Source organism: Pseudomonas sp. GW456-L12, assembly GCF_059424045.1.
Window position 1 is genome coordinate 33,320 of record NZ_JBWKZA010000036.1, and the last position, 25,577, is coordinate 58,896.

Here is a 25,577-nt window from a genome sequence, read left to right on the forward strand (position 1 = left end):
CAGGCTGCGATCGACCGGTACGGTCGCAGCGATCTTGAGGACGCCGGAGGTCCTGCGGACCTATCGCAGCCTGCGGCAGCGGCTACAGGGATTGGCATAAACAAAAAGGCCCGGCATTCGATGAATGCCGGGCCTTTTTGTTGGCCTGCCGCTTACAGCGTCGAACGTACGCGCCACAGCTCGGGGAACAGTACGGTGTCGAGCATCTTGCGCAGGTAACCGACGCCTTCGGTGCCGCCGGTGCCGGGCTGGAAGCCGATGATGCGTTCCACCGTGGTCACATGGCGGAAGCGCCACTGGCGGAAGGAGTCTTCCAGGTCGATGAACTTCTCCGCCAACTGGTACAGATCCCAGTAGCGCGACGGGTCGGTGTAGACCTCGCGCCAGGCCGCTTCCACCGACGGGTCATGCTGGGTCGGCGCCTGGCTGTTCAGGGCCAGGCGCTCGGGGTCGATGGCCAGCCCGGCCTTGGCCATCAGGCCGATGGCTTCGTCGTACAGCGACGGCGTGGCGATTGCCAGCTCCAGTTCCTTGAGCAGTTCCGGACGATGGGCATGGGGGCGCAGCAGGGTCGCGCTCTTGTTGCCGAGGATGAACTCGATCTCGCGGTACTGGAACGACTGGAAACCCGACGAGTGCCCCAAGTACGGGCGGATCGACTTGTACTCGGACGGGGTCATGGTCGCCAGCACCGCCCAGGCATGCACCAGCTGGTCGAAGATCCGCGACACCCGCGCCAGCATCTTGAACGCCGGTGGCAGCTGCCCCTGATGCACGTGCTCGCGAGCCGCCTTGAGCTCGTGCAGCATCAGTTTCATCCACAGCTCCGAAGTCTGGTGCTGGATGATGAAGAGCATTTCGTTGTGGTCCGGCGACAAGGGGTGCTGGGCATTGAGGATGCGCCCCAGGTCCAGGTAGTCGCCGTAGCTCATGGAGTCGGAAAAATTCAGCTCGGCGTTATGCCAGTTGTCGGGCGGCGGGTTGTTCGAATAGGGACATTGACTCATCGCGTGGGCTCCTCATGTCAGGTCGCGGCCGGTCGATCACCCGGCGCCGGCCTTGATCGAGGGCGCGCGGGGTCGAAGCTTCGTTGTTGTAAATACTATTGTAGGAATTATCGCGGCAAAGGCCGCAGGATGGCGCGCACCGGGCTCGCATCCAGATGAGCGAAACGCAGAGGCAGCGCGATCAGTTCGTAGTCGCCTTCGGCCACCTCGTCGAGCACGATGCCTTCGAGAATCGCCAGGCCATGGCGGGCCACGGCGTTATGGGCCTCCATGGTTTTCGATTGCTGCGGGTCGAGGGACGGGGTGTCGATGCCGATCAGGCGCACGCCGTGGCTGGCCAGCAGTTCGACGGTCTCCTTGGCCACGGCGCTGAAATCCGGGTCCCAGGTGCTCAACGGCGCCTGTCGATAGGTACGCAACAGCACCCGCTCGGGCAGGTTGTCCAGGTGCCCCTCCAAGTGCCGGGGCAATACCAGCGGCCCGCAACCCAGGCAATGCACGACCCGGCACGGGCCGAGGTAGACATCCAGCGGCACTTCGCCGATCGGCGCGCCATCGGCGCTGTAGTGCAGCGGCGCATCGACATGGGCACCGGTGTGCGGTGACAGGGTGATGCGCCCGACGTTCACCGGGCATTCGGGCCCGTATTGCCAGACCCGCTCTTCCTGGAACGGCGTATCGCCGGGCCAGGTCGGGGTCGCGGTACTCAGGGGCGGGCTGATGTCCCACCAGCTTGGGGTTGTGCTCATAGCGCTGCTCTCGGCCATTTCGACCTGAATCATACGAGCGATGCCCGTGAAGATTCTTGCGAAATGCTCCGGCGACCGCGAAATCTTTCGCATGAACTGCCAGGAAATCACTGATTCGCGCTCGGAAATTTCAATGCAAACCGCGGCAACACTTCACGGGCGGGTACTGCGTTTCTGGGCACCCCGATGTCGAGTACAGACAACTGGCCGGGTGCCGGGCGCTATAGGGTGCGACTTCAGTTCTCAGCCAACGCCCCGGAGTCCTCATGACCGCGACTGCCCCCATCACCGTTCTGCGCGACACCCACCCGCTGCCGATTCTCGATGCCTGCAAATGGGAAAAGCTCGAAGGCGACCCGCACACCGTCAACCTCAACGCCTACACCAGCGAAGACGGCAGCAAGATCATGGGTACCTGGATCTGCACGCCCGGCAAATGGCGCGTGGACTATGTGAAATGGGAGTACTGCCATTTCCAGGAAGGCTACTGCGTGATCACCCCGGACGGCATGGACCCGATCCACCTGCGCGCCGGCGATATCTTCGTGGTCGAGCCGGGGATGAAAGGCACCTGGGAAGTGGTCGAGACCGTGCGCAAGTATTTCGTGTTCGCCTGACGCCCGAAAATGCAGGCCGCAGTTTTGCAAACTGTCTGATCGGCCCGGCGAAGAACTTTCCGCGAAACATCAAGAGGCGCTCATATCATTGAGGAGCGCCTCTTTTTATAAAGTCACAGCAATAAGGCAGACGCCCCGCCATACACTTCCCGGCCTAATGATATTGGCCAACCAGAAGTTCACCCATCTCAGCCCAGCGAATACAGACAGCCCATTTAAACTTCCAGCAAGCTTGCTTAAACAAAAAAACCAAGCAGACAACCCGCATTTAAAACTTTAGAAAGTCTATTAATACAACGACTAAAAAGGGGACGATTTCAACGTCCCCTTTTGCACATTAAAGTGCTTGATGGTGATGCACCTGACACTTAATCGTTGGCTTTCGAGATTTTCCATGAGCCGGTATTGCCGTCCCGATTCAGATAAGGGGTCGTCGATACCGCATATTTGACGCCCTCGCCACTGGCATGCCCACAGGTATCCAGGAACCCGCCGCGCACATCGTTGTAGCCATTCAGGAAGTGCACGACATCCCCCTCTCTCACCTTGAAATCCTTGGGATCTGAGGTATCGGCGAAAATTCGCCAGTGCAGGGTATCCGCCGGCCGCGATTCCTTGAGGGCCGTGACCACGTTGTAGATCGACGGTTTTGTCGCGTGGCCATTGGTGTCCAGATAGCCACCCTCGTTGTTGTAGAGGTTCCACAGCAGAATCACATCGCAACTTTCAACCTCGGTTCCTACTGCCTTGCCTGTCGCGGACTCGATGATCCAGGTGCCAGTACCCGGGCCGCGATGAGGAGTGGTTGCGGTGACTACGCCGTAAAGGCTGTTCGGGGCGGTGGCATGGTTACAAGTATCGAGATAACCGCCATCCCAATTATTGTAACCATTCTTGATATGAACTTTGTCTCCGTATCTCAGGACATCTGCCATGGTCTATCTCCCTGATAAAACCTCATATACATGCCATATCCATGACATGTCGTCATTCGACAGAGACGCTGTCGACACAAGTCACCTTAGCTATCAATCCCGATACTGCCAGAGCATGCCTTATACATTGTCGCGATAAAGCCACTGGCGAATCTTCATCGCCTGCTTTGCCAATATTACGGACGATATTTGACCGTAAAGAACGGTCATAAGCCGATGTGATTTTTCTGTACAAGCGCGATTGCCGAGGACGGTGCACTCGATCCCGGCCCGTGCCAGCGGCTACAGAGGGAGCGAGGTCCATTGAGGTAAGAGAGATGGCAAAAAACCGGGAGCCCGCCCGACGCGGGCTCCCGGAAAAATCCCCTATTGGGGCTTGCGATAGCTGTTGACGATAGCCGAGAAGTCCATGCCCCCTTCCCCGCGCTGGCTCATGGCCTGGTACAGCTGCTGCGCCACGGCACCCAGCACCACCGGCTGGTGCGCCTGGCGGGCGGCCTCGGTGGCCAGGCCCAGGTCCTTGAGCATCAGCTCGGCGCCGAAGCCACCGGTGTAGCCGCGGGCGGCCGGCGCGGTTTCGATCACGCCGGGCCAGGGGTTGTAAGTGTCGGAACTCCAGCAACGCCCGGTGGAGCTATTGATGATGCCCGCCAGCACCTTGGTGTCGATCCCCAGGGCATCGCCCAGGGCCATGGCTTCGCTGACGCCGATCATCGAGATGCCCAGCAGCAGGTTGTTGCAGATCTTGGCGATCTGCCCGGTGCCCACTTCACCGCAGTGCACGATATTGCGGCCCATCTGCGCCAGCACCGGCTGCAGGGTGGCGAACAGTTCGGCGCTGGCGCCGACCATGAAGGTCAGGGTGCCCGCCGCCGCGCCGCCGGTACCGCCGGATACCGGCGCATCGGCCACGGCCACGCCTTGCTTGGCGGCCGCCGCGGCGACGTCGCGGGCGGTCTGCGGGTCGATGGTGCTGCAATCCACCGCCGGCGTGCCACGGGCGATACCCGCCAGCACCCCGTCGTCACCCAGCCAGACGCTGCGCACATGGGGCGCGGCCGGCAGCATGGTGATCACCAGCTCGCTGTCTGCGGCGGCGGCGCGCGGCGAGGTACTGATGCTGCCGCCCAGTTCGGCCAGTTCCTTGAGCACGGCCTGGTTCAGGTCGAACAGGTTCAACTGATGCCCGGCCTTGAGCAGGTTGCGCGCCATGGGTGCGCCCATGTTGCCCAGACCGATGAATGCGATTTTCATGAGCGGACTCCTCAACGCAAATGGATGGTGGTGTTCACGCCATCGTTGACGCTGTCATCGTCGAACCAGCGACTGGTGACGGTCTTGGTCTGGGTATAGAACTGCACCACTTGTTTGCCATAGGGCCCCAGATCGCCCAGCTTGGAACCACGGGAACCGGTGAAGCTGAAGAACGGTACAGGCACCGGGATCGGGATGTTGATCCCGACCTGGCCGACATCGATTTCAGTCTGAAACTTGCGCGCCGCCGCGCCGCTCTGGGTGAACAGGCCGGTGCCGTTACCGAAAGGGTTGCTGTTGACCAGGGCGATGGCCTGGTCGAGGGTGTCCACTTCCAGCACCACCAGCACCGGGCCGAAGATTTCCTGGGTGTAGATCTGCATGTCAGTGGTCACCCCGGAGAACAGGGTCGGGCCGACAAAGTTGCCCTGCTCGAAACCTGGCACCTTGACGTCGCGACCGTCCAGCTCCAGCTTGGCGCCTTCCTTGATGCCGCTTTCGATCAGGCTCAGCACACGCTCCTTGGCGCGCTTGGAAATCAGCGGCCCGACATCGGTGCCCGGCTCGCTGCCGGCATTCACCTTGAGTTTCTGCGCCAGCGCCTTGAGGTCCGGCAGCCATTGTTTCGCCGCGCCCACCAGGACCACCACCGAGGTGGCCATGCAACGCTGACCGGCCGCGCCGAAGCCGGCACCGACCAGGGCATTGAGCGCCTGTTCGCGGTTGGCGTCGGGCAGCACCACGGCGTGGTTCTTCGCGCCCATCATCGACTGCACGCGCTTGCCGTGTTTGCCCGCCAGGTCATAGACGTGGGTGCCCACCGCGGTGGAGCCGACGAACGACACCGCCTTGATGTGTGGGTGGGTGCACAGCTTGTCCACCACGTCCTTGCCGCCATGCACCACGTTGAGCACGCCAGGCGGAACCCCGGCTTCCAGCGCCAGTTCCACCAGCAGCATGGTCGACAGCGGGTCCTGTTCCGAAGGCTTGAGGACGAAGGTGTTGCCGCAGGCGATGGCCATCGGGAACATCCACAGCGGAATCATCGCCGGGAAGTTGAACGGGGTGATCCCGGCGCAGACACCGATCGGCTGGCGCAGGGTGTAGGTATCGACGCCACCGGCGACGTTCTCGGCGAACTCGCCCATCTGCAGGCTGCCGATCGAACAGGCATGCTCGACCACTTCCAGACCGCGGAAGATGTCGCCTTCGGCATCGGCGATGGTCTTGCCCTGTTCGGCGCTGAGCACCTGGGCAATACGCTTGGAGTGTTCGCGGATCAGCGCCTGCAGCTTGAGCATGATGCGCATCCGCGCGCCGATCGGGGTCAGCTTCCAGGTCTGGAAGGCGCGATGCGCGGCTTCGATGGCGGCGTCGACTTCATCCGCCGTGGCGAAAGGTACCTTGGCCAGCACCTGCTGGGTGGCCGGGTTGGTGATGTCGTGCCACTCGCGGGTCTGGGATTCGACCCACTGGCCGTCGATCAGCAGCTTGACCTGCTGCAAGGTAGTGCCGTCGGACTTGAGGGATGCGTTCATACGGGTCTCCTGACTTCTTGAGGTTCTTATGCAGGGAGCCAAGGCGTGGGACCGCCTTGAAATGAGGCGTGCGTCGCGAGTTGGTTGTCGGACTGTTTTTGGAGTATAGATGTGCAAACTTCTAATAAGAACGCACATAAAAGCCGGTCCATCATGCAAAAAAACATCACCTCCCTCGGCTCGCTGAACTGGGACGACCTGAAGTTTTTCCTCGAAGTCGCGCGTACCCGCAAGGCCAGCAGCGCGGCCAAGCGCCTGGCGGTGGACTACACCACGGTGTCGCGGCGCATCGGTTCGCTGGAGGGCGCGCTGGGTACCCTGCTGTTCGAAAAGTCCCGGACCAACGGCTTTGTCCTGACCGCCGAGGGCCAGCGCCTGCTGGGTTATGCCGAGTCGATCGAAAGCACTCTGCACATGGCCTGCGAACAGGTCTCGGGCTCGGGCGTGGCCCTGTCCGGGCATGTGCGCATGGGCTGTACCGAAGGTTTCGGCAGCTTTTTCATCACCCCGCAGCTGAGCCATTTCGTCGACGCCTACCCGGCGATCTCGGTGGACATCCTGCCGCTGCCGCACTTCATCAGCCTGTCCAAGCGCGAGGCCGATATCGTCATCGCCCTGGAACGCCCGGAGCATGGCCCCTACGTCTGCTGCAAGCTCTGCGACTACCGCCTGCAGCTCTATGCGACCCAGGAATACCTCGACCAGCACCCAACGATCCGCCGCCCCGCGGACTTGAGCGAGCATCAATTCATCAGCTACGTGGACGACCTGGCGTTCAGCTCGGAGCTGCTGTACCTGGCCAACGTGCTGCCCGGCGCCAGCGCCAACCTGCGCAGCACCAGCGTCATCGCCCAATACGTGGCGGCCCAGCAAGGACGCTCGCTGGCGATCCTGCCCTGCTTCCTGGCCGCCCAGGACCCGCGCCTGCTGCCAGTGCTACCGGAGGAAATAGACATCACCCGGCAGTTCTGGATGTACTGCCGCGAGGACCTGCGCAAGCTCAAGCGGATCACCCTGTTGTGGGACTACATCCGCAGCGTGACCGAACAGAATCAGGGCCTGCTGATGGGGCAGAGCCGGGAGATGGTGTTTGCCGACTCATAGCCTGTACGGAGTCGCGAAAGCCGATCGCAATGAGAGCGGGCTTCATCCAAGTTCAGAATCGTCCTAAAGCCTTGCCCATCGTCACTTGTTAGGTTCGCGAAGCTCGACAAAGAGCCTCACGGACCCGCCAACACACAAGGACGATCAATGCTTTCTTCTGCTCGCCTGGGCGATAAACACGTCTGCCCGCTTCCCGGTCACGGCACGACACCTATTGCTTGCGCTTCTGGTGACATCAACATCAACTTCATGGGAGCAGCTCGAGTCGGTGACACTTGCGGTTGTGGCGCGGTCATCACCACCGGGTTTCCAACTATCATCCTGAATGGTCGTCCTATGGCCCACTTAGGGAGCCCCACCAGTCACGGCGGGACAATCATCACCGGGTCAGGCGATACCTTCGGTGGCTTTGTCATTGGGCCCACTCCTGGCGCGGCAATCATCAACTTCGCGGCGCTTGGAGTGTTCCGCCCAGACGGCTCGGTAGACGATGAAAAGATGGCGACCTTGCTGGCCGACCCGAGGCTGACCGAGAAGGCCACCGCTGCAAATGCTTTAGTCGATCCCAATGTGGCCTCTAAGACGCCTGAAGAGAAGCCAGAAGAAAAGGTCTGTAATGACCCAGACCAGATGGAAGAACTGGCAAGCTACATTGCGGGCGAGATGAATACCAATATCAACAGCCCGTCTGTGCGACAAATGAAAGACCTCAACAGCTTTAGCCCAATAGATGAAACAAAGAAGTATAAGGAGCTTCCTTTCTATCTTCGTCTTGGCCAAAGCCCTGACTTCTATAGCTTAGCGCTGGGAAAGAAAGCGAAAGCTTTGGCTATCTGGACAGAGCGAGTCGGCCAGGGTCGCCCATGGGACCACAAGCCGAAGCTGCAAGCGATGTTCAAGGATGTTTGGAACAAACAAGGGGGCTACGACTACTTCTATGACATCTGGTCGAACATTCACTATGGCTATGTTGGACTGGCTGGTGGACTCTCTGAAAGCATCCTCTTGGACGGCGCAGGTATAGAGCAGATAGGGTCGGACGCTGCTCGGAAGGTTGAAGAGATTTTTGAAAGACCTAAAGCAGAATGGGAACGGCCCGGTCCGCATCGCTCTGCTGATATCGAGGGCATGAGGGCCTGGGATGATGCACCTGACCGAATATCCATTAGTATCGGCGTGAAACTCTATCGACAACGCCCCAACGGAGGCATAACAGCAAAGATGATCATGGACGAAGTTCTTGCAGTACAACCGAAGGAATGGGGGGAAGGTATCCGTGTCCACAAATGTAAGGCCCATTAAATACAGGTACATTTTTGGCATTCTCTTTCTGCTACTGCTGTCCCCCTTTGTGTTTTGGAGGGTAGCGACCCCAGTGGTCACGGTTCACTACTCCAAGGAAGGAAAAGAGAAGCTCTCTATGACCTGGAATACCGAACACCGAATTTATCGGAGTGGACGCGGGGGCCTATTTCCAGGAGAGGCGACATCTGATTTTGGTCATATTTTTCCAGATGCCGGGTTCTTCATGGAGTTCTATTGGTGGAGTGATACGGGCCGTAATCATTGCGTCAATATCACCCCTAAATGGCGAAGAACGGATATTTACCTCGACCTAAATGGCAATATTGATACCAGCCCAGAGAGCGGCACGGATACGGATCGCTTGAAGAAGTGCACTACGGACCCTGCTGATCCTTAAGAACTCCAAGCATCACCACTATGAGGTCACCCTGCCAGCACCACTGCAAAATCCACTCGGCACAGCCTGGTCCTGCTATCGCGAAGACCTAGCGGATCACCCCGCTGTGGGAACCGCAGTGTAAAGGAAGAATCAGGGCCTGCTGGCATGATGGTCTTCGCCGATCAGTCGGCGATGACCACGATCGAGACGCGACGGTTTTCGGTGCGTCCGGCCACCGTGCTGTTGGAGGCCACCGGTTCGCTGCTGCCCAGGCCGCGCAGCTGGATGTTTTCTTCGCGCATGCCCGTGGCCACCAGTACCTTGCTCACGCTTTTCGCCCGGCGCAGGGACAGTTGCTGGTTGTAGCTTTCCCTGCCGGAGCCATCGGTGTGGCCATCGACCCGGACCTTGTCGATGTGCACGCTGACCAGCGCCTTGCCGATATGCTCAACGATGCCGGTGCTGGCGGCATTCAACCTATCGATGTCGCTGCCGAACAGCACCTTGCCAGACAGGCCGAAGGCCCAGCCCTCGTCCGTCAGCTCAAAGCCCTCCTGCTTGAGCACCGCCACTTGCTGCGGGGTCAGCCCCTTGGGCGGCACGCTCTGGCAACCGGTCAATGAAAGCAGCGCCAGCAACAGGCCGGTGGTGAAAAGTCGCAAGAAAGGTCGAGTCAGTGAAAACAAAGAATTAGCTCCTGGATTGAACGTGAACGACGGGGGGCTCCGACCCCGCGGTGTGTTGCCCGCCTCGAGAGACACGCTTGGCCTGATACATCGCCGCATCGGCGGCATTGAGCAGAGCTCCCGGGGTGGTGCCATGATCAGGGTAGACGGCAATACCGATACTGAGTGAAGTCAGTACCGAAGTACTGCCCGGCAAGGCAATCGGCATCGCCATGCTGGCGATGATTTTTTCGGCGATACGCTCGGCATCCTCGATGCGGTGCAGCGGGGTCAACAGAATGGCGAACTCGTCGCCCCCCAGGCGTGCCACCAGGTCTTCCTCGCGCAACTGCGCGCGCACCCGCGACGCCACCGCCATCAGCACCGCGTCGCCGGCGGCGTGACCGAAGTTGTCGTTGATGCCCTTGAAACGGTCACTGTCGAGAAACAGCACCGCCACCCGTTCGTTGAGCTTGCTGGCGCTGCGCAGCGCACGGATCAGCCGGCCCTCGAAAAACGCCCGGTTCGGCAACCCGGTCAGGCTGTCATGGCTGGCCTGGTGGGCCAGGGTTTCGTTTTCGCTCTGCAAGTGGGTTTGCCAGGCTTCCAGCTCATCGAGCAGGGCATTGAAGTCGTTGCCCAGGTTGTCCAGTTCGGCAATTTCCGCCGGCGGCACCCGGACGTCGAATGCCCGCTCGCGGCGCGCGGCATGGGCCACATCGGCCAGGCTGCGCAGCGGCCCGGTAATGCCGCGCAACTGCCGGCGCGCCAGGTACAGCGCCACCCAGGCGCTCACCGCGATACACAGGACAATCCCCACCAGCCCGCTGAGCAGGAAGCGCAGCAGGCTGCCGCCGTGCCCGGTCAGGGCGATGCTGCCGATTTCCTGGCCCTGATGCATGATCGGCACGGTGATGGGCTTCTCGAGAAAGGCCCGGGCGATCTGCATTTCCAGATCGGTCAGCAAACCGATTTCCGGCCGCTCCCAATGGGCCAGCACGCGCCCCCGGGCATCGAGCACCTGGGCATCGGCCACCTCTTCGGTGGAGGCAATCAGGGCCAGGGCTTCGGTCGCCGCGGCGCTGTCGTTGAACACCACCGCCGCTTCGACCGTGTAATTGATCGAACGCGCGATCAGATGCAGGTTGTGATCGGCATACACCCGCAACGCCAGCACTCCGAGCAATGTCAGGGACAGGCTGGCCATGGAAATGGCCAGCAGGGCGACAATCAGATGCCCGCGGCCAATGACCGAACGCAATGTAGGGCGAGCAGGAGATTTGAAGAAGCTCATGGCGCCGCCGGTCGACGACGGGAGAGTTGCAGCACGCTTGGATGAATCCGCACGCCACTGCGGGCCACCGAATCCAGGTTGACCTCGAATGACACCTGATTGTCACTGACGCGCAGGCAGAACAGGCTGCCGACCGTGCACTGGTCGCCGCCCTCGCTGATGCTCAATACCGGATGACCGACCAGGGAAGTGAACAGGCGGGCGCGCTGGTCGTCGGTCAGCTTGCCGATGTACACCGCATCGCACTCGCTGACGATGGCCGGGTTGTCGGCTAGCAAGCGCCGCACCAGAACCGGGCGGCCCGTGGCCTGGGTAGTGCCCTTGACCAGGTCGTCGGTGTATTCGGTCGGCCCCACCACGCACAGACGCAATTGCGCCGGCTCCACCGGCCAGCGCGCATAACTGAGAATCCCCAGCACCACTTGAGTCACCGCCTTGGCGCGCTGGTCTGCCAGGCTGACAGCAGCAGGCTCGGGTTGCGCGACGGCAAAAGTGCTCAGCAGACAGACCAGGGCGGACAGCAGTACCTGCCTCCAGCCCGAATAGCGCTCTGTCGCCGAGACAGCCACGTTCATGCAGGGATTCTCTTTGATCTTCATACAATGATGCCGCAACGATAGCACAGCCGGTGAAACCGCCGCGAGGTTCCCAGGTATGGGTAGCAGGCTATTGGTTTAGAAAAAAATGAAGTAACGATTTGAGCCTTCCTATTCTTCATGCCTGCATCGCCTGCTTAAGATCGGCGCCAGAGAGCGAGCCGTCCAGACCGCCCTCGGTGAGACCGGATCCGCAGAGACCCGGCTCAAGGAATGTCTTTTGCTACTGCCCAGTATCGCCGCTTCGGCCCAGTGCCTTTGCGGTGCCATGAGTAGCCCAAGACATCTTTGAGGTTAGCCGATGCAACTGGAAATATTCCGCACACTCTGGGGCTATACCGCCAGCCCGGCCCAGGCCCTCGACGAGCTGCTGGCCGCCGGCTTCGACGGTATGGAAGCCCGCCTGCCTTTGCAAGCCCGCGAACGCGGCGAATTCGGCACTTTCCTGCGGGACAATCGCCTCGCCTACATCTGCACGGTTTTCACCGCCTACGACGTCCTGCCAAAACAGTCGGCCGCGTTCCAGGAACACCTGCTGGACCTGGAGCGCAAGCTCGCCTGGGCCGCCGAACTGGCACCGCGCTTCGTCAATCTGCTGGCCGGCAACGACCGCTGGCCCCTGGCCCAGCAAGTGGAGTTCTTCGGCCAGGCCATGGAGCTGGCGCGCAAGCATGGCCAGTTCTGCAGCTTCGAGACTCACCGCGCCCGCTCGCTGTTCAATCCCTGGGTCACCCTGGAGCTGATCCGGCAATTGCCCGACCTGCGGTTCACCAGCGATATCAGCCACTGGGTCGTCACCTGCGAACGCCTGCTGGATGACCCCTTCGATGACCTGAGCGCCTTCGTCGAGCGCGTTCACCATATCCAGGCCCGGGTCGGCTATGACCAGGGGCCGCAAGTCCCGCACCCCGCCGCCCCGGAATATGCCCGTGAACTGGCGTTCCACCAGCAGCACTGGGAAGCCATCTGGCATTCGCAAAAGGCCCGGGGCTACCAGGTCAGCACCCTGACCCCGGAGTTTGGCGCCGACGGCTACCTGCATCACCTGCCTTTCACCAACGTGCCGGTGGCCGACCTCTGGTCGCTGAACCAGTGGATGGCCAGGACCGAGCGCGAACACTTCGACCGCTTCACCCACTCAACCCGTCCGTGAGGTTCTTGCGTCATGCCCGATAAAATCGATAAAACCCCGGCCAAGGCCAACTTCAAGCACATTCCGGTGGTGGACATCGCCGGCCTGTTCAGCATCGAGCTGGAGCACCGGCTGGCCGTCGCCGAGCAGCTGGGAGCGGCCGCCAGCGAAGTGGGCTTTCTCTACATCACCAGCCATGGCATCGACCCGCAGTTGATCGCCGGCCTGCGCCAGGCCGCCAGGGACTATTTCGCCCAGCCCCTGGACACCAAGATGCAGCACTACATCGGCACCTCGAAAAGCCACAAGGGTTTCGTCCCCGAGGGCGAGGAGGTGTATTCCAAGGGCAAGCCGGATCACAAGGAAGCCTTCGACATCGGCTTCGAAGTCGCGGCCGACGACCCCCTGGTCCTGGCCAACACGCCGCTGCTGGGGCCGAACGAGTGGCCAGAACTGCCCGGCTTCAAGGAGGCGGTGCAAGCCTATTACGCAGCCGTCTTCGCCCTCGGCAGGCGCCTGTTCGGCGGGTTCGCCTTGGCCCTGGGCCTGGAGGAAAACTATTTCGACGCCCTGGTCACCCGCCCGCCTTCCAAGCTGCGCCTGATCCACTACCCGTTCGACGACGCGGCCCAGGATGCGCCCGGCATCGGCGCCCACACCGACTACGAGTGCTTCACCATCCTGCTGGCCGACAAGCCGGGCCTGGAAGTGATGAACAACCTGGGCCAGTGGATCGATGCCCCGCCGCTGGCCGACGCCTTTGTGGTGAACATCGGCGACATGCTGGAGGTGATGACCGCCGGCGCCTTTGTCGCCACCGCCCACCGGGTACGCAGCGTCAGCGAGGAGCGCTACTCGTTCCCGCTGTTCTACGCCTGCGACTTCCATACCCAGATCAAGCCTTTGCCGCAGTTCGCCAAGGCCTCGAACGACTATGAGCAGATCACCATCGGCGAGCACATGTATGGCCAGGCCCTGCAGACCTACCAGTACCTGCGCAAGCGCGTGGAGAACGGCGAGATCCGCCTGCCGGAAAAAGCCCGCAAGCCTTCGAGCTTCGGCCACCTGAAACACCAGTCGCAAGCGTCCTGACCACCCTTTTGCCCTTTGCTTCCATCCCCTGGAGAGACCCACGATGCTTAACAAAAACAACGTTGCTCGCCTGACCCTGCTCACCGCCGGCCTGTTGTGCGCCACCGCCGGCCTGGCCTCGACCGCGACACCCGGACAGCTGAAGATCGGCATGGAAATCACCTACCCGCCGTTCGAGTCCTATGACAGCGAGAAGAACGTGGTCGGCTCCGATCCGGAACTGGCCCACGCCCTGGCCAGGCACATGAACGCCAAGGCCGAGTTCGTCGACACCAAGTTTCCCAGCCTGATCCTCGGCCTCAACGCCGGTCGCTACGACGCGATCATTTCCGGCATGTACATCACTCCGGAACGGCAGACCCAAGCCATGACCATCGCCTATGCGAAAACCGGCGCGGCGATCATGACGTCCAAGGACAGCGGCCTGAATCCGCAAACCCCTGAAGACCTGTGCGGCCTGAAGGTCGGGCTGGAACAGGGCACCACCTGGGTCAGCCAGTTGCAGAAGCTCTCCAGCGACTACTGCGTGCCGAACAACAAGGGCGCGATCAGTGTCAGCGAATACCCCTCGGCACCTGAGGTGACCCAGGCCCTGCTGTCGAAGAACATCCAGGCCCAGGTGGAAATCGCCGGCGCGGCGAAGATGATCGCCGAACGCACCCAGGGTCGGGTGGTGGTCACCAGCCAGCACCTGATCTATCAGCAAACCCTCGGCATCTTCGTCAAGAAAGGCAACGACGCCACCTACAAGGCGCTGCAGGAAGCCTTCGCCGAGAGCCGCAAGAACGGCGAGTACGCCGCGATCCTCGGCAAATACAACCTGGAACCGGTGACTGACTGACAAGCCACTGCGGCGCAGGGATGCGCCCGTGACCGGCCCCCGATCGAGCGCGCAGCGCCCGTCCTGATGCCTGCGATCCGAAGCCGCCCGAGGTGTTTATGCAATTTGACTGGTCCTACTTCATCTCCCTGTTCTCCCTGCCCAGCTTCTGGCACGCCTGCGTCACCGTGGTCCAGCTCAGCGCGCTGGCCTGGTTCATCGGCATGCTGCTGGGCTTTCTCCTGGCCTCGGCCAAACTCTCCACGGCCGCCTGGATCAGAACCCCGGCAGCGCTGTACATCTGGTTCTTTCGCAGCATTCCGCTGCTGGTGCTGGTGGTCTTCGTCTACAACCTGCCCCAGCTGTTTCCGGCCACCGGTTCGGTGCTGTCCAACCCCTTCTACTCGGGGCTGCTCGCCCTGGTGGTGACCGAAGCGGCGTACATGGCGGAAATCCATCGCGGCGGGCTGATCTCGGTGGCCAAGGGGCAGAAGGAAGCCGGCCGCGCGCTGGGCATCGGCCTGATCGGTCTGCAACGGCTGATCGTCATCCCCCAGGCCTTCCGCATTTCCCTGCCGACCCTGATCAACGAGTACATCACCGTGGTCAAGCTGACCTCTCTGATCTCGGTGATCTCCCTGACCGAACTGCTCACCGTCGGCCAGCGCCTGTATGCGCAGAACTTCCTGGTGATGGAGACCCTGGCCGCGGTGGCGGTGTACTACGTGCTGATCGTCACCCTGTTCGCCTGGCTGCTGCAGCGCCTGGAGCGCCACCTGGACCTGAACCTGCGCACCCCGCAAACCCTGGATGACGTCGGCACCGAGCGGCTCCGGCAACAGGCACAACCGCAGCACAGCCGACCTCGCCCACGACCGGTAGCCGGCAGCGCCCCAGCCCTGCAACTGCAAAACATCCACAAGCGCTACGGCGATCATCAGGTGCTCAAGGGCGTCGACCTGAACGTCGCCAGTGGCCAGGTGATTTCCATCATCGGTCCGTCCGGCTCGGGCAAGACCTCGCTGATCCGCACCATCAACGGCCTGGAGCGCATCGACCAGGGCGAGATCGTGCTGTTCGGCAACAGCTTCATCAGCGCTGGCGACAACCTCAACAGCCCGCAGGTGCGCGAGGGGGTGCGGCACATCGGCATGGTCTTTCAGAACTTCAACCTGTTCCCCCATCGCAGCATCCTCGACAACATCTGCCTGGCGCCGCGTTACCACGGCAGCAGCAAGGCCCTAAGCGAGCAGCAGGCCTACGCCTTGCTGGACAAGGTCGGCCTGCTGGCCCACGCCCACAAGTACCCGCACCAGCTGTCCGGCGGCCAGCAGCAGCGCGTGGCGATTGCCCGGGCCCTGGCGATGGAGCCGCAGATCATGCTTTTCGACGAGCCGACCTCGGCCCTCGATCCCGAGCTGGTGGGCGATGTGTTGAATGTGATCCGCGACCTGGCCCGAGAGGGCATGACCATGTTGATCGTCACCCACGAGATGGACTTCGCCCTGTCGATTTCCGATCGGGTGATCTTCATGGAGGGCGGCAATATCCAGCTGGACGCCAGCCCGCAAGCAATCCGCGAAGCAGCGGCGGGGGAACGGGTCAGACGCTTCATGGGGCTGGAGCAGCCAAGCGCGACGGCACTGGCGGCGGCGCTCTGATCGAGTGCCGAACGCCAGCGACCCGGCGTTCAACCCAGGTCGAGCATCAAGCCGCTCAGGCGCTTGACCTTGCGCCGCACCGCCTCTTCGAACACCCCGGCCCGCGGCTCGATCAGGCTGAACCAGTCCTTGGCCCGGGTGATACCGGTGTAGATCAGTTCCTTGGTCAGCACCGGGTTCAGCGCCTCGGGCAGGATCAGCGCGGTGTGGGCGAATTCCGAGCCCTGGGATTTGTGCACGGTCATGGCGTACACGGTTTCTACATCGTTGAGCCGGCTCGGCAACACGAAACGAACACCACCCTGGCCGTCGTTGCGCGGGAAGGCCACCCGCAGCACCAGGCGTCCGTCTTGCGTGCCTTCGTGCTCGGGCAACTTCAAGGCAATGCCGATATCGCCGTTCATCAAGCCCAGGCCGTAATCGTTGCGGGTCATCAGCACCGGACGACCTTCGTACCACTGTTGATCGCTTTCGATCAGCCGCGCCTTGAACAGGGCGGCGGTGATCCGCTGGTTCAACCCCTCGACACCCCAAGGCCCCTTGCGCACCGCGCAGAGCAACTGGAACTGGTCGAAGGCCAGCAGCACATCGCGGGCCCAGGCGGTCCAGCGCGGATCTTCCAGCGCTGTATCGGCAGGCGGGCGCTGGCCGCGCAACAGGCTCAGGTAATGCCGGTAACCCTGCGGCCCGTCGCCGTGGCCTTCCAGCAGCAAGCGCTCCAGGGCGCGGTCCTGCTCGCCCTTGAGGCTCAAGCCATACAGGTCGGCATGGCTGCGGGCGGCCAGCAGGCGGCGCGCTTCCTCGGCCTGCTGCTGGTTGACCCAGCGCGCCAGCTGGCCGATACCGCTGCCTTCGCCGAAACGCCTGGAGTGGCGCAGCATCACCACCTGCTGGGCCAGCGGGTGGGTGCCGGCGTTGTCTTCCTGCAGACCGCTGTCCGCCAGCTGTTCGCCGCTGACGGCCTCGAGCCAGCTGCGGGTCTGCGGGCTGTACCAGCCGGCCTCGGCATCGCGGCACAGATCGCCGAGCACCGCGCCGGCTTCCACCGAGGCCAGTTGATCCTTGTCCCCGAGCAACACCAGGCGCGCGTGTACCGGCAGCGCATCGAGCAGATTGGCCATCATCTCCAGATCGATCATCGAGGCTTCGTCGACCACCAGCACATCCAGCGGCAAGCGGTTACCGGCGTGATGGCGGAAGTGCCGGGTGCCCGGACGATTGCCCAGCAGGCGGTGCACCGTGGTCACGTCGCTGGGGATCTTCTCGCGCACACTGTCGTCGACCGACAGGGAGCGCACTTGCAGGCTGATGGATTCGGTGAGGCGCGCCGCCGCCTTGCCAGTGGGCGCGGCGAGGCGGATGCGCAAAGGCTTGCCAGCTTCGACAGCCGGGGCCTGGAGCAAGGCCAGCAGGCGCACCACGGTGGTGGTTTTACCGGTTCCCGGTCCACCAGTGATGATGCTGAAGGCACCTCGGGTGGCCAGCGCACAGGCAAGCTTCTGCCAGTCCACCGGCCCCGCCGCCTTGGCCGCGCCGAACAGGCCGCCGAGGCGCTCGACCAAATCCGCGGGAGTTTCCTCCTGCACCGCCAGGCGCTGGCGCAAGGCATTGTCGATGCGCCGCTCATAGGCCCAGTAACGGCGCAGATACAGGCGCTTGCCCGACAACACCAGCGGCCGCTGGCGGGCCTGCTCGCTCTGGTCGGCCGCCAGCGCCACCAGGCGACTGGCCGCCAGGGCCTTGCACCAGTGCGCGCCGTCCAGCGTCGCCAGCACCTGCGACGGCAGTACCGCCGCCGTGCTTTGCAGGTCGCCTTCCGGCGGCAGGGACAGGGCGAAGTCCGGCTCCTTGAGGGTTTCGAACAGGTCCAGGCAAACATGCCCGTGGCCCAGTTGATGGCTGGTCAACGCCGCGGCCATCAGCACCAGTGGATCGCCTTGTGGCTCCAGTTCATGGAGGAAGCCTACGAAAGCCTTGTCCAGGGCGCGCAACCATCCGCGCTCGACCCAACGATCGAGCAACAGCAGCAAATCGCCGGCCCGAACCAGGGGCGCCAGGTCGGGCTGGGGTTCCAGCGGCGTCAGCAGATCCTCGATCACAGCAATACTCCCTGTTCCCACGCCGGCTCGGCCCTGGGCTGCTCGGGTTTGCCCTGGAACAAGCGGTCCAGGCGCTCGATCAGCTCACGGGGTGGCCGGGTGAAAAACACGCCGCGGCTGGCCGAGCCCGTGCCGCGCAAGAACAGGTACAGGGCACCGCCCATGTGCCGGTCGTAATCGTAGTCCGCCAGGCGCGCCCGCAACTGGCGATGCAGGGCCAGCAGGTACAGCACGTATTGCAGGTCGTAACGGTTGTCGAGAATCGATTGTTCCATGGCCTGCTCGGTATAGGCGGCGTCATCCACGCCCAGCCAGTTGGATTTGTAGTCGGCCACGTAATAGCGCCCTTGATGCTCGAAGGTCAGGTCGATGAAGCCCTTGAACATGCCATTGAGCAGTACCGGTTCGGCGGTCACCCGAGGCACGCCTTGATGGGTGTACTGGCGCACCAGCTCGTCGAGCTTGAGCACATCGACCTTGTGGCTGGCGAACCAGAACTCCATCTCGACCCGGTATTGGCTCAACTGCGCGAGCACCACCGGCGGTCGCCCCGCCCCGGCTGGCAAAGGCAGTTGCAACAGATGCCGCAACCAGTCGCTCAGGGTCTTGATCCAGCCTTGCCAACCGCGGCGATTACAGCGCCGAGCGATGGCGTCCTCGATGGCGACGGGGTCGGCGGCGAACCCCTCGTCACCGGCCCACTCCAGCAGGCCGTGGAGGAAGGTCCCCGGGTTCGGCCCACGGGGGAAACGATGGATGTCCGCGCCGCTGGCCACGACTTCACGCGGGGCATCGGGGTCGAGGCGTTCATCGTCGAAGAGTTTCTGCGCCTGCGGGCTTTCCGGCGCCTCGGTACTACCGGCGCCCAGGCTGTCGCTGATACGCAGGGCGCTATAGGACGCGATCCACCAGTTCTCCGCGGCGCGCCGCTTGGGAGCCAGGGGTGCCAACAGGGTGGCGTCGTTGCGCGGCGGATGGAAGCGGCTGTCGGAGGCGCCGGGCATTTCGCTGACACTCATGGCCTCGCAGCCTTGCTGCAGGTCTTGCAGCCAGCGCGCCAGGCCGCTGGACTCGTTCAACAACGCACCGCCGCCCAGCAGGTAGCCCAGGGCCGAGAGGTGCAGCACCGAGCTGTTGTGGTTGCCGCGCTTGAGGTCGGCGACACCCAGCCAGCAGGCATGCTGGGCACGGGTCAGCGCCACATAGAGCAAGCGCAGGTCTTCGGCCAGACGTTCGTCGTCGGCCTGGGCAATCAGCTCCGGGGTTGGCCGTAGCGTCACCTGGGCCTTGCCCGACTCGTCGTGGTAGTGCAGTGGCAGGCGACTGCCATCCACCGGCTTGGCCGAACAGATGAACGGCAGGAACACCAGCGGGTACTCCAGGCCCTTGGATTTGTGGATGGTTACCACCTTGACCAGTTGTTCGTCGCTTTCCAGACGCAGGATCTGTTCTTCGCCAGCCTGCCCGGACAAGGCCAGGTGCTCGGCCAGGTGGCGGATCAGCGCTTGTTCGCCGTCCAGCTCGGCGGCCGCCTGCTGCAACAGTTCGGACAGGTGCAGCAGGTTGATCAGCACCCGTTCGCCATCGCTGCGGGCGATCAGGGCCTGGGGCAACTGGAAGTCATGCAGCAGGCGCCGCAACATCGGCAGCACACCCTGGGTACGCCAGATCAGGCGATAACCGCGAAACTGCATGACCCGGCTCTCCCAGGCCAGCTCGTCCTGGTTCAGGCGCTCCAGCTCAACCAGCGGCAGGTTCAGGGTGATGGAGGCCAGCGCGGCGCGTAGTGGACGCTCGATATCCGGTTCGGCACAGGCCTTGAGCCAGGCCAGCAGGTCGTGGGCCTCCTGGGCGGCGAACACCGAGTCCTTGTCCGACAGGTACACGCTGCGCACCCCGCGCGCGGCCAGTTCGCCGCGCACGGCCTGGGCCTCCTTGCCATCGCGCACCAGGATGGCGATGTCCGCCGGCAGCAGGCCCTTGAAGGGCTGGCCATCACGGGCGAAGCCGGCGCTGGCCTGCTGTCCGCCGTTGAGCAAGGCGACAATTTCGCTGGCGCAGGCCGCCGCCAGTTGCTGCCGATACAGCGCACCGGAAATGGCTTGCTCCGAAGACAGATGCCAGATATTCAGCGCCGGCACCACCTGCCCTTCTCTGTGTAGTTGCTCCTTGCGCCCCTGGGAGGCCACCGACAGGAACGGTACCGGGTTCTCTCCGCTCTTTTCCCGGAACAGGAACGCGCCGCGTCCCTGTTCACGGGACTCGGCACGCTCGAATACGTGGTTCACCGCCTTGACCATGGCGTGGCTGGAACGGAAGTTGGTGCCCAGGGTATGCAAGCGGCCGCTGGTGGCCTGGCGAGCGCGCAGGTAGGTGTAAATGTCCGCCCCACGGAAGGCGTAGATCGCCTGCTTGGGGTCGCCGATCAGGAACAGCCCGGTCTCGGGGTTGTTGTCCTCGATGCGGTAGATGCTTTCGAAGATCCGGTACTGCACCGGGTCGGTGTCCTGGAATTCGTCGATCAGGGCCACCGGGAACTGCTCGCGAATCAGCGTCGCCAGACGCTCGCCACCCTCGGCCTGCAACGCGGCGTCGAGGCGCAGCAGCATGTCGTCGAAGCCCATCTCGGCACGGCGGCGCTTCTCCTCCTCGAAGCGCGCGCCGACCCAACGCGCGGCGTGTTGCAGCACCGCAGCGTCGGGGCTCGGCAGGGCATCGAGCGCGACCTTGAGCCCGGCCATGGCGTCCAGCGCGGGATGATCCGGCGCATCGCCTTTCCAGGCCTCGGCCATGCCTTCGGGGGTCAGGCGGCTGAAGCCGGTACCGATATCCAGTTGTTCTATGGACTCGTCTTCGGCCCAGGCGGTGATCTTTTCGAACCAGGGCTCGAAGTAGCGCGCCTGCATCTTGCGGCCATCGACGGCCTTGCTGGCGACGCCTTGCAAGCAGATCTCCCGCAGTTGCTCAGCCCATTGCCGCCAAGGCGCCTTGAGCTGCACCAACGCCGCGCGACGCTCCAGCAAACAGGCTTCGATCAACTGCGCCGGCGTCTGCTCCGCGTCCACTTCTCGCTCGCTGCCAAACAGCGCGCGCACCCTGGGCAACAAGGCCGCGGGCCCGCCCCAGTTGGCCCGTACCCAGTTCAGCGCATCACCCTGCATCGGGTAGCAAAACAGCCGCCAGTAGTCGCGCAGCACTTCGCCCAGCAGATCGCTGTGGTCGGTTTCCAGGGTCTGGGTAAACAGGCTGCCACTGTCGAACGCATGCTCGCGCAGCATGCGCTGGCACCAACTGTGGATGGTCGAGACCGCGGCCTCGTCCATCCATTGCGCGGCGATGTCCAGGCGGCTGGCGCAACCCGGCCATTGCTCGGCAGCGAACTGATCGCGCAGCTCGGCAATCAGCGCGTCGGGCGCGGCGGTTTCATCGCGGAAGAAGCGTGCGGCTTCAGCCAGGCGGGTGCGGATCCGCTCGCGCAGTTCCTTGGTCGCCGCATCAGTGAAGGTCACCACCAGAATCTGCGGTGGCAGCAACTCGCGACCGAACCCGGCCCGCTCGCCGCCGTGCCCCAGCACCAGGCGCAGGTAAAGCGCCGAAATGGTAAAGGTCTTGCCCGTACCGGCGCTGGCTTCGATCAGTTGGCTGCCCCGCAGCGGGAACGCCAGGGCCAAAGGTGCTTGCCGGGTCATGTGTCAGCCTCCCCATTGGCCGCGGAGCGCCAGGGCGCCTGTAAGAGTGGGCGATACAATGCATCAACCCAGCCGCTGAAGGTTTCGTCGGCGATCAACGCGTTGTAGTCCGGGTACTGGCGCGCCAGGGCCGGGCTTTCCCGACGCTCGCCATCGCTGGTCTGGCCGTCGCCTTCATAAGCTTTGCGCGCCGCCGCTTCGGCCTTGCCCGGATCGCTCTGGCCCAACCAGGCAAAAGCGGTTTTCACGGCTACCGGCAACGGCTGGCACATGCCCGCCTGCCAGGCCAACAACAGATCGCCCAGGCTTTGCAGCGCCGATTCGCGGTCCAAAGGCGGCAGCAACAAGGTGTCGTCGCTGGCCACCAGCGCGGTGGTCAAGGTATAGCCGCTGGCACAGGCCACCAGATGATTGACCCAGGGCCGGGTCAGGCGGTGCCATTTGCGGGTCTTGGGTGAGCCAATGCTGTTGGGGATGGTGGTGACCGACAGCAGCCCGCCGTCGCTACGTTGGTGCAGGCCGCTCAGCCAGCCTTCGAGCTTCACGTCCTTGAGTTCAAGGGTAATCGGCAAGGCGCTGGTGACCGGCGTTGGCCATAACTCCAGCAATTGCCGATAACGCATCAGCAGATCCGGCAAGGGCTCGATCAGCTCTCGTTGCAGGCTCTCGCCAAAACCGGCCATGGGCAGCAAACCGCTGGCCTGTAGCCGTTGCGCCTGGGCCTGCAGGGCCTGGTCCGGATCATCGGCGCAGTTCAACGCCGCCTCCAGCAGGCTGTCGCTCAAGCTGTAGCGTTGCAGCGCGTCGAGTACAAATGGTTCCTCGTCGGCCAACGGCGCGTCGGCCGCCTCGAAGAACACCTTGAGGCGCTGACTGAAGAAATGCCGCACCGGGTTGCGCAGGAAATCCTGCAACTGCCCCAGGCTCAACGGCTCTTCCTGGACATAAGGCGCCAGAGGTTCAAGCACTTGAGGAACCGCTTGGGTCTGGTGCAACAGCTGCCACTCACGGGCATAGCTGAACAGCCCATGGCCTTCATGGAAATAGCGGGCACTGAAAGGTTGCAGTGGATGTTCCTGGGTCATGGCGTCGAGCAGATCGTCCTGGTCATTCTCCAGCTTCCAGCCACTGGCCAGGTGATCGCGCAACTGGCCGATCAGCACCGAGGCCGGGCGTTCACTGTTGTCGCGAATGCTGCGACCGACCCAACTGACGTACAGCTGATCCCGCGCCGAAAGCAGCGCCTCCAGCAGCAGGTAACGGTCGTCTTCGCGCCGCGAGCGGTCGCCAGGGCGGTAGTCGCTGCCCATCAGGTCGAAATCCAGCGGCGGCTGCGCCCGCGGGTAGTCGCCGTCGTTCATCCCCAGCAGGCACACCAGCTTGAAGGGAATCGCGCGCATCGGCATCAGCGTGCAGAAGTTCACCGCACCGGCCAGGAAACGCTGGGACAAGCGGCCCTGGTCCAGGCCAGCCAGCCAGGCTTCGCGGACCACGGTCAGCGGCAGCTCATCATGCAGGCCAACCGACTCGCAGGTTTCCAGCCAGGTTTCGCGCAAGTCTTCGAGTTGGCTCAGCAGGTAGTCGTCATGCTCGGTACTGGCCAGGAAGAACTGCTGCGTGAGTGCTTGCAGGCGCTCGCCCCACTGTGGCGGCGAAGCCGGCAAAGTGAGGTTCTGATACGCCATCTCCAGGGCATCGAGCAGAGCCACCAGCGGCCCGATCAGGGCCGCATCCAGGCCGCCGATCTCATCGTAAGGCTCGATCCCCTCGCAGGCATCGGAACGTCCCACGGCGTAACCCAGCAACATGCGGCGCAGGCCGAAACGCCAGCTGTTCTGCTCCAGTTCCTCGGGCAATCCCAGGTCGGCCCGTTGTTCGGCATTCATGCCCCAGCGGATGCCGGCGCCTTCGATCCAGCGATGCAAGGTCGGCAGATCGGCCTCATCAACGCCAAAACGTGCGCGTAATGCCGGAACATCCAGCAGGTCGAGGATTTCGCTGACGGGGAACCGGCTGTCCGGCAGCTTGAGCAGATGCTCCACGGCAATCAGCAGTGGGTCGCGGCCACGTTGGCCCTGGTCCGTCAGGGTGAACGGAATGAAACGTCGATCGTCACGCTCCAACTGACCGAAGACCGCGCGAATATGCGGTGCGTAACTGTCGATATCCGGGACCATCACGATCACATCCCGCGGACGTAATTCAGGGTCCTCACTAAAGCGCGCAAGCAGCTGGTCATGGAGAATTTCCACTTCGCGCTGGGCACTGTGGGCAATGTGAAAACGGATCGACTTGTCCTGGTGCAGATCGACCGCCGGCCACAACTGGCGGGTCTCCTCCAGCGGGCGCAATTCGAGGATATCGTCCTGCAGCTGATTCAGCAGGGTCTGCGGCTGACTCTCGCTGAACAGGTCGATACGGCCGTCGCGAAAGGCCGAGCGATAGCTGTTGGGATCGTCATAGCTGTCGAGCAGGTTGATGTAGTCACGGCCCTGTTTACCCCAGGCGGCGAGCAGCGGGTGGGCATGTTGATGCAGGGTCTGTGGGTCGAGCACTACCGGCATTCCCGCCTTGCGCGCCTGACGTTTGTATTGATGGCGCAGCAGGTCCTTGTCGGCGACGATATCCGCCCAATGGTGACGACAAGGGTTGTGTACACACAGCAGGACCTGGCTGAAGCGGGCCAGTCCGGCCAGGGCTTCCAGGGCTTGCGCCGGCAGGGAGGAAATCCCGAAAACGATCACTCGTGAGGGCAACCCTTGTGGCGCCTTTTCCAGGTTGAGGATTCGTTCGATGAAACGTTGGTGAACGCCGGCGCGACTTTGCGCCATGCCCTCCTCCCCCACATCCAGCAACAACGCCCGCCACAGTTCGGCCTGCCAGCAGTTGGCGGGGGTCAGGGCCTTGGGCTCACCTCGAGCGCTGCGTAGTTGATGCCTGCCTGCAGCCCAGTCTTCCAGCCAGTCGGCGCGATAAACCTGATATTGGTCGAACAGGTCAGCCAGGCGCTCGGCCAATTGATAGCGCTTGCGCAGATCCGTGTCGTGAGTAAGGAAACGGCGTAGGGGCTCGAAGTGCGGCTGATCGATCAGTTCGGGCAAAAGCCGCATCAGGCGCCAGGTCAGCGGCGCTTTATCCAGCAGGGATTTGGGCGGAATCTCATCGCGTCCCAGCACCATGCGATAAAGCTGCCACATGAAACTGCCGGGGAGCTGCACATCGATGGCAGCAGCGATGCCACAGCCACCCATGTCGTCATCCTCGGAGTCCTCAGCCAGGGCCAGCTTCAGCCATTGGGCGATGCCGTTGCTCTGGACCAGGGCGATCTCATTCTCCAGCGGCGCCAAGGGGTAACGCCGCATCCAGCTGACCACCAGACTGCGCAACTCGTCCAGGCGGTTACCGTGAACCACCATAAAACCAGCGCTGAGGGACGTGGCGTCCGGCATAAGGGCCTCCTTGGAAAATGCAAAAGCTAGGGCCGAACCTTAGCACTGTCACGCAGCGGTGACAGCTGAGAGGACCAACGTGAGTGTTGCGAGGAATGAGGCATTTTTTGTCGCACAAAAACAAAACCCCAACTGCTTTCGCAATTGGGGTTTCGGAATTTAATCTTGACGATGACCTACTCTCACATGGGG

19 protein-coding genes are annotated in these 25,577 nt (G+C 62.8%); 8 read left to right on the plus strand and 11 right to left on the minus strand.

What is annotated here, in order from left to right:
* Window positions 1-152: 152 nt before the first annotated feature.
* Together kynA and kynB are read right to left on the minus strand one after the other, a co-directional pair.
* Window positions 153-1,007, minus strand: coding sequence for a tryptophan 2,3-dioxygenase (gene kynA / locus AC07Y9_RS28305; RefSeq protein WP_053259555.1), 855 nt, complete (start codon window positions 1,005-1,007; stop codon window positions 153-155).
* A 107-nt stretch (window positions 1,008-1,114) separates the two neighbouring features.
* A complete protein-coding gene (gene kynB, locus AC07Y9_RS28310; RefSeq protein WP_037033901.1) occupies window positions 1,115-1,756 on the minus strand; it encodes an arylformamidase in 642 nt (213 codons plus the stop codon).
* 266 nt (window positions 1,757-2,022) lie between these two features.
* Between kynB and AC07Y9_RS28315 the strand changes: the two genes are divergently transcribed.
* A complete protein-coding gene (locus tag AC07Y9_RS28315) occupies window positions 2,023-2,373 on the plus strand; it encodes a cupin domain-containing protein (RefSeq protein WP_102680983.1) in 351 nt (116 codons plus the stop codon).
* Between the two features lie 368 nt (window positions 2,374-2,741).
* On the opposite strand, the gene AC07Y9_RS28320 is transcribed toward AC07Y9_RS28315, so the two are convergent.
* From AC07Y9_RS28320 to AC07Y9_RS28330, 3 genes are all read right to left on the minus strand, one after another.
* Window positions 2,742-3,308 carry a hypothetical protein gene (locus AC07Y9_RS28320; protein WP_223815825.1) on the minus strand — a complete coding sequence of 189 codons (567 nt, stop codon included), beginning with the start codon at window positions 3,306-3,308 and terminating at the stop codon, window positions 2,742-2,744.
* 366 nt (window positions 3,309-3,674) lie between these two features.
* Window positions 3,675-4,562: a 3-hydroxyisobutyrate dehydrogenase gene (gene mmsB, locus AC07Y9_RS28325; protein ID WP_053259553.1), complete on the minus strand. Its 888-nt coding sequence runs from the start codon at window positions 4,560-4,562 to the stop codon at window positions 3,675-3,677.
* Between the two features lie 11 nt (window positions 4,563-4,573).
* Window positions 4,574-6,100 carry a CoA-acylating methylmalonate-semialdehyde dehydrogenase gene (locus tag AC07Y9_RS28330; RefSeq protein ID WP_007922163.1) on the minus strand — a complete coding sequence of 509 codons (1,527 nt, stop codon included), beginning with the start codon at window positions 6,098-6,100 and terminating at the stop codon, window positions 4,574-4,576.
* Between the two features lie 153 nt (window positions 6,101-6,253).
* Between AC07Y9_RS28330 and AC07Y9_RS28335 the strand changes: the two genes are divergently transcribed.
* The 3 genes from AC07Y9_RS28335 to AC07Y9_RS28345 all read left to right on the plus strand — a co-directional run bounded on the left by AC07Y9_RS28335 (window position 6,254) and on the right by AC07Y9_RS28345 (window position 8,906).
* Window positions 6,254-7,204, plus strand: coding sequence for a LysR family transcriptional regulator (locus AC07Y9_RS28335; protein ID WP_102680982.1), 951 nt, complete (start codon window positions 6,254-6,256; stop codon window positions 7,202-7,204).
* Window positions 7,205-7,351: 147 nt separating this feature from the next.
* Window positions 7,352-8,506 (plus strand): polymorphic toxin type 44 domain-containing protein, encoded by a 1,155-nt coding sequence (locus tag AC07Y9_RS28340; RefSeq protein WP_102680981.1) that lies wholly within the window; start codon window positions 7,352-7,354, stop codon window positions 8,504-8,506.
* Window positions 8,507-8,624: 118 nt separating this feature from the next.
* Window positions 8,625-8,906, plus strand: coding sequence for a hypothetical protein (locus tag AC07Y9_RS28345; RefSeq protein WP_223815824.1), 282 nt, complete (start codon window positions 8,625-8,627; stop codon window positions 8,904-8,906).
* Between the two features lie 164 nt (window positions 8,907-9,070).
* Here AC07Y9_RS28345 and yfiB read toward each other — a convergent pair whose 3' ends face one another.
* From yfiB to yfiR, 3 genes are read right to left on the minus strand one after another with little or no spacing between them, the layout of a single operon-like run.
* A complete protein-coding gene (gene yfiB / locus AC07Y9_RS28350; protein ID WP_007922157.1) occupies window positions 9,071-9,574 on the minus strand; it encodes an outer membrane lipoprotein YfiB in 504 nt (167 codons plus the stop codon).
* Window positions 9,575-9,578: 4 nt separating this feature from the next.
* Entirely contained in the window at window positions 9,579-10,847 is a 1,269-nt protein-coding gene (gene dgcN, locus AC07Y9_RS28355; RefSeq protein ID WP_087092575.1) for a diguanylate cyclase DgcN/YfiN, read from the minus strand.
* Entirely contained in the window at window positions 10,844-11,422 is a 579-nt protein-coding gene (gene yfiR, locus AC07Y9_RS28360) for a regulatory sequestration protein YfiR (RefSeq protein WP_102680980.1), read from the minus strand. Before yfiR ends, dgcN begins: the two co-directional genes overlap by 4 nt.
* A gap of 322 nt (window positions 11,423-11,744) precedes the next feature.
* Here yfiR and AC07Y9_RS28365 point away from each other — a divergent pair, with 322 nt between their 5' ends.
* From AC07Y9_RS28365 to AC07Y9_RS28380, 4 genes are all read left to right on the plus strand, one after another.
* Window positions 11,745-12,596: a sugar phosphate isomerase/epimerase family protein gene (locus tag AC07Y9_RS28365; protein WP_102680979.1), complete on the plus strand. Its 852-nt coding sequence runs from the start codon at window positions 11,745-11,747 to the stop codon at window positions 12,594-12,596.
* 12 nt (window positions 12,597-12,608) lie between these two features.
* Entirely contained in the window at window positions 12,609-13,667 is a 1,059-nt protein-coding gene (locus AC07Y9_RS28370) for an isopenicillin N synthase family dioxygenase (RefSeq protein WP_102680978.1), read from the plus strand.
* A gap of 43 nt (window positions 13,668-13,710) precedes the next feature.
* Entirely contained in the window at window positions 13,711-14,508 is a 798-nt protein-coding gene (locus AC07Y9_RS28375; RefSeq protein WP_053259545.1) for an ABC transporter substrate-binding protein, read from the plus strand.
* 98 nt (window positions 14,509-14,606) lie between these two features.
* Window positions 14,607-16,148 carry an amino acid ABC transporter permease/ATP-binding protein gene (locus AC07Y9_RS28380; RefSeq protein WP_102680977.1) on the plus strand — a complete coding sequence of 514 codons (1,542 nt, stop codon included), beginning with the start codon at window positions 14,607-14,609 and terminating at the stop codon, window positions 16,146-16,148.
* Window positions 16,149-16,177: 29 nt separating this feature from the next.
* On the opposite strand, the gene recD is transcribed toward AC07Y9_RS28380, so the two are convergent.
* Genes recD through recC form a run of 3 tightly spaced genes read right to left on the minus strand, consistent with a single transcriptional unit; the run spans window position 16,178 to window position 25,385 of the window.
* The gene (gene recD, locus AC07Y9_RS28385) at window positions 16,178-18,247 is read right to left on the minus strand and encodes an exodeoxyribonuclease V subunit alpha (protein ID WP_102680976.1); all 2,070 of its coding nucleotides are present in this window, start codon (window positions 18,245-18,247) and stop codon (window positions 16,178-16,180) included.
* A complete protein-coding gene (gene recB / locus AC07Y9_RS28390) occupies window positions 18,244-21,936 on the minus strand; it encodes an exodeoxyribonuclease V subunit beta (protein WP_102680975.1) in 3,693 nt (1,230 codons plus the stop codon). The genes recD and recB overlap by 4 nt, the downstream gene beginning before the upstream one ends.
* The gene (gene recC / locus AC07Y9_RS28395; RefSeq protein ID WP_102680974.1) at window positions 21,933-25,385 is read right to left on the minus strand and encodes an exodeoxyribonuclease V subunit gamma; all 3,453 of its coding nucleotides are present in this window, start codon (window positions 25,383-25,385) and stop codon (window positions 21,933-21,935) included. Before recC ends, recB begins: the two co-directional genes overlap by 4 nt.
* Window positions 25,386-25,577 lie beyond the last annotated feature (192 nt).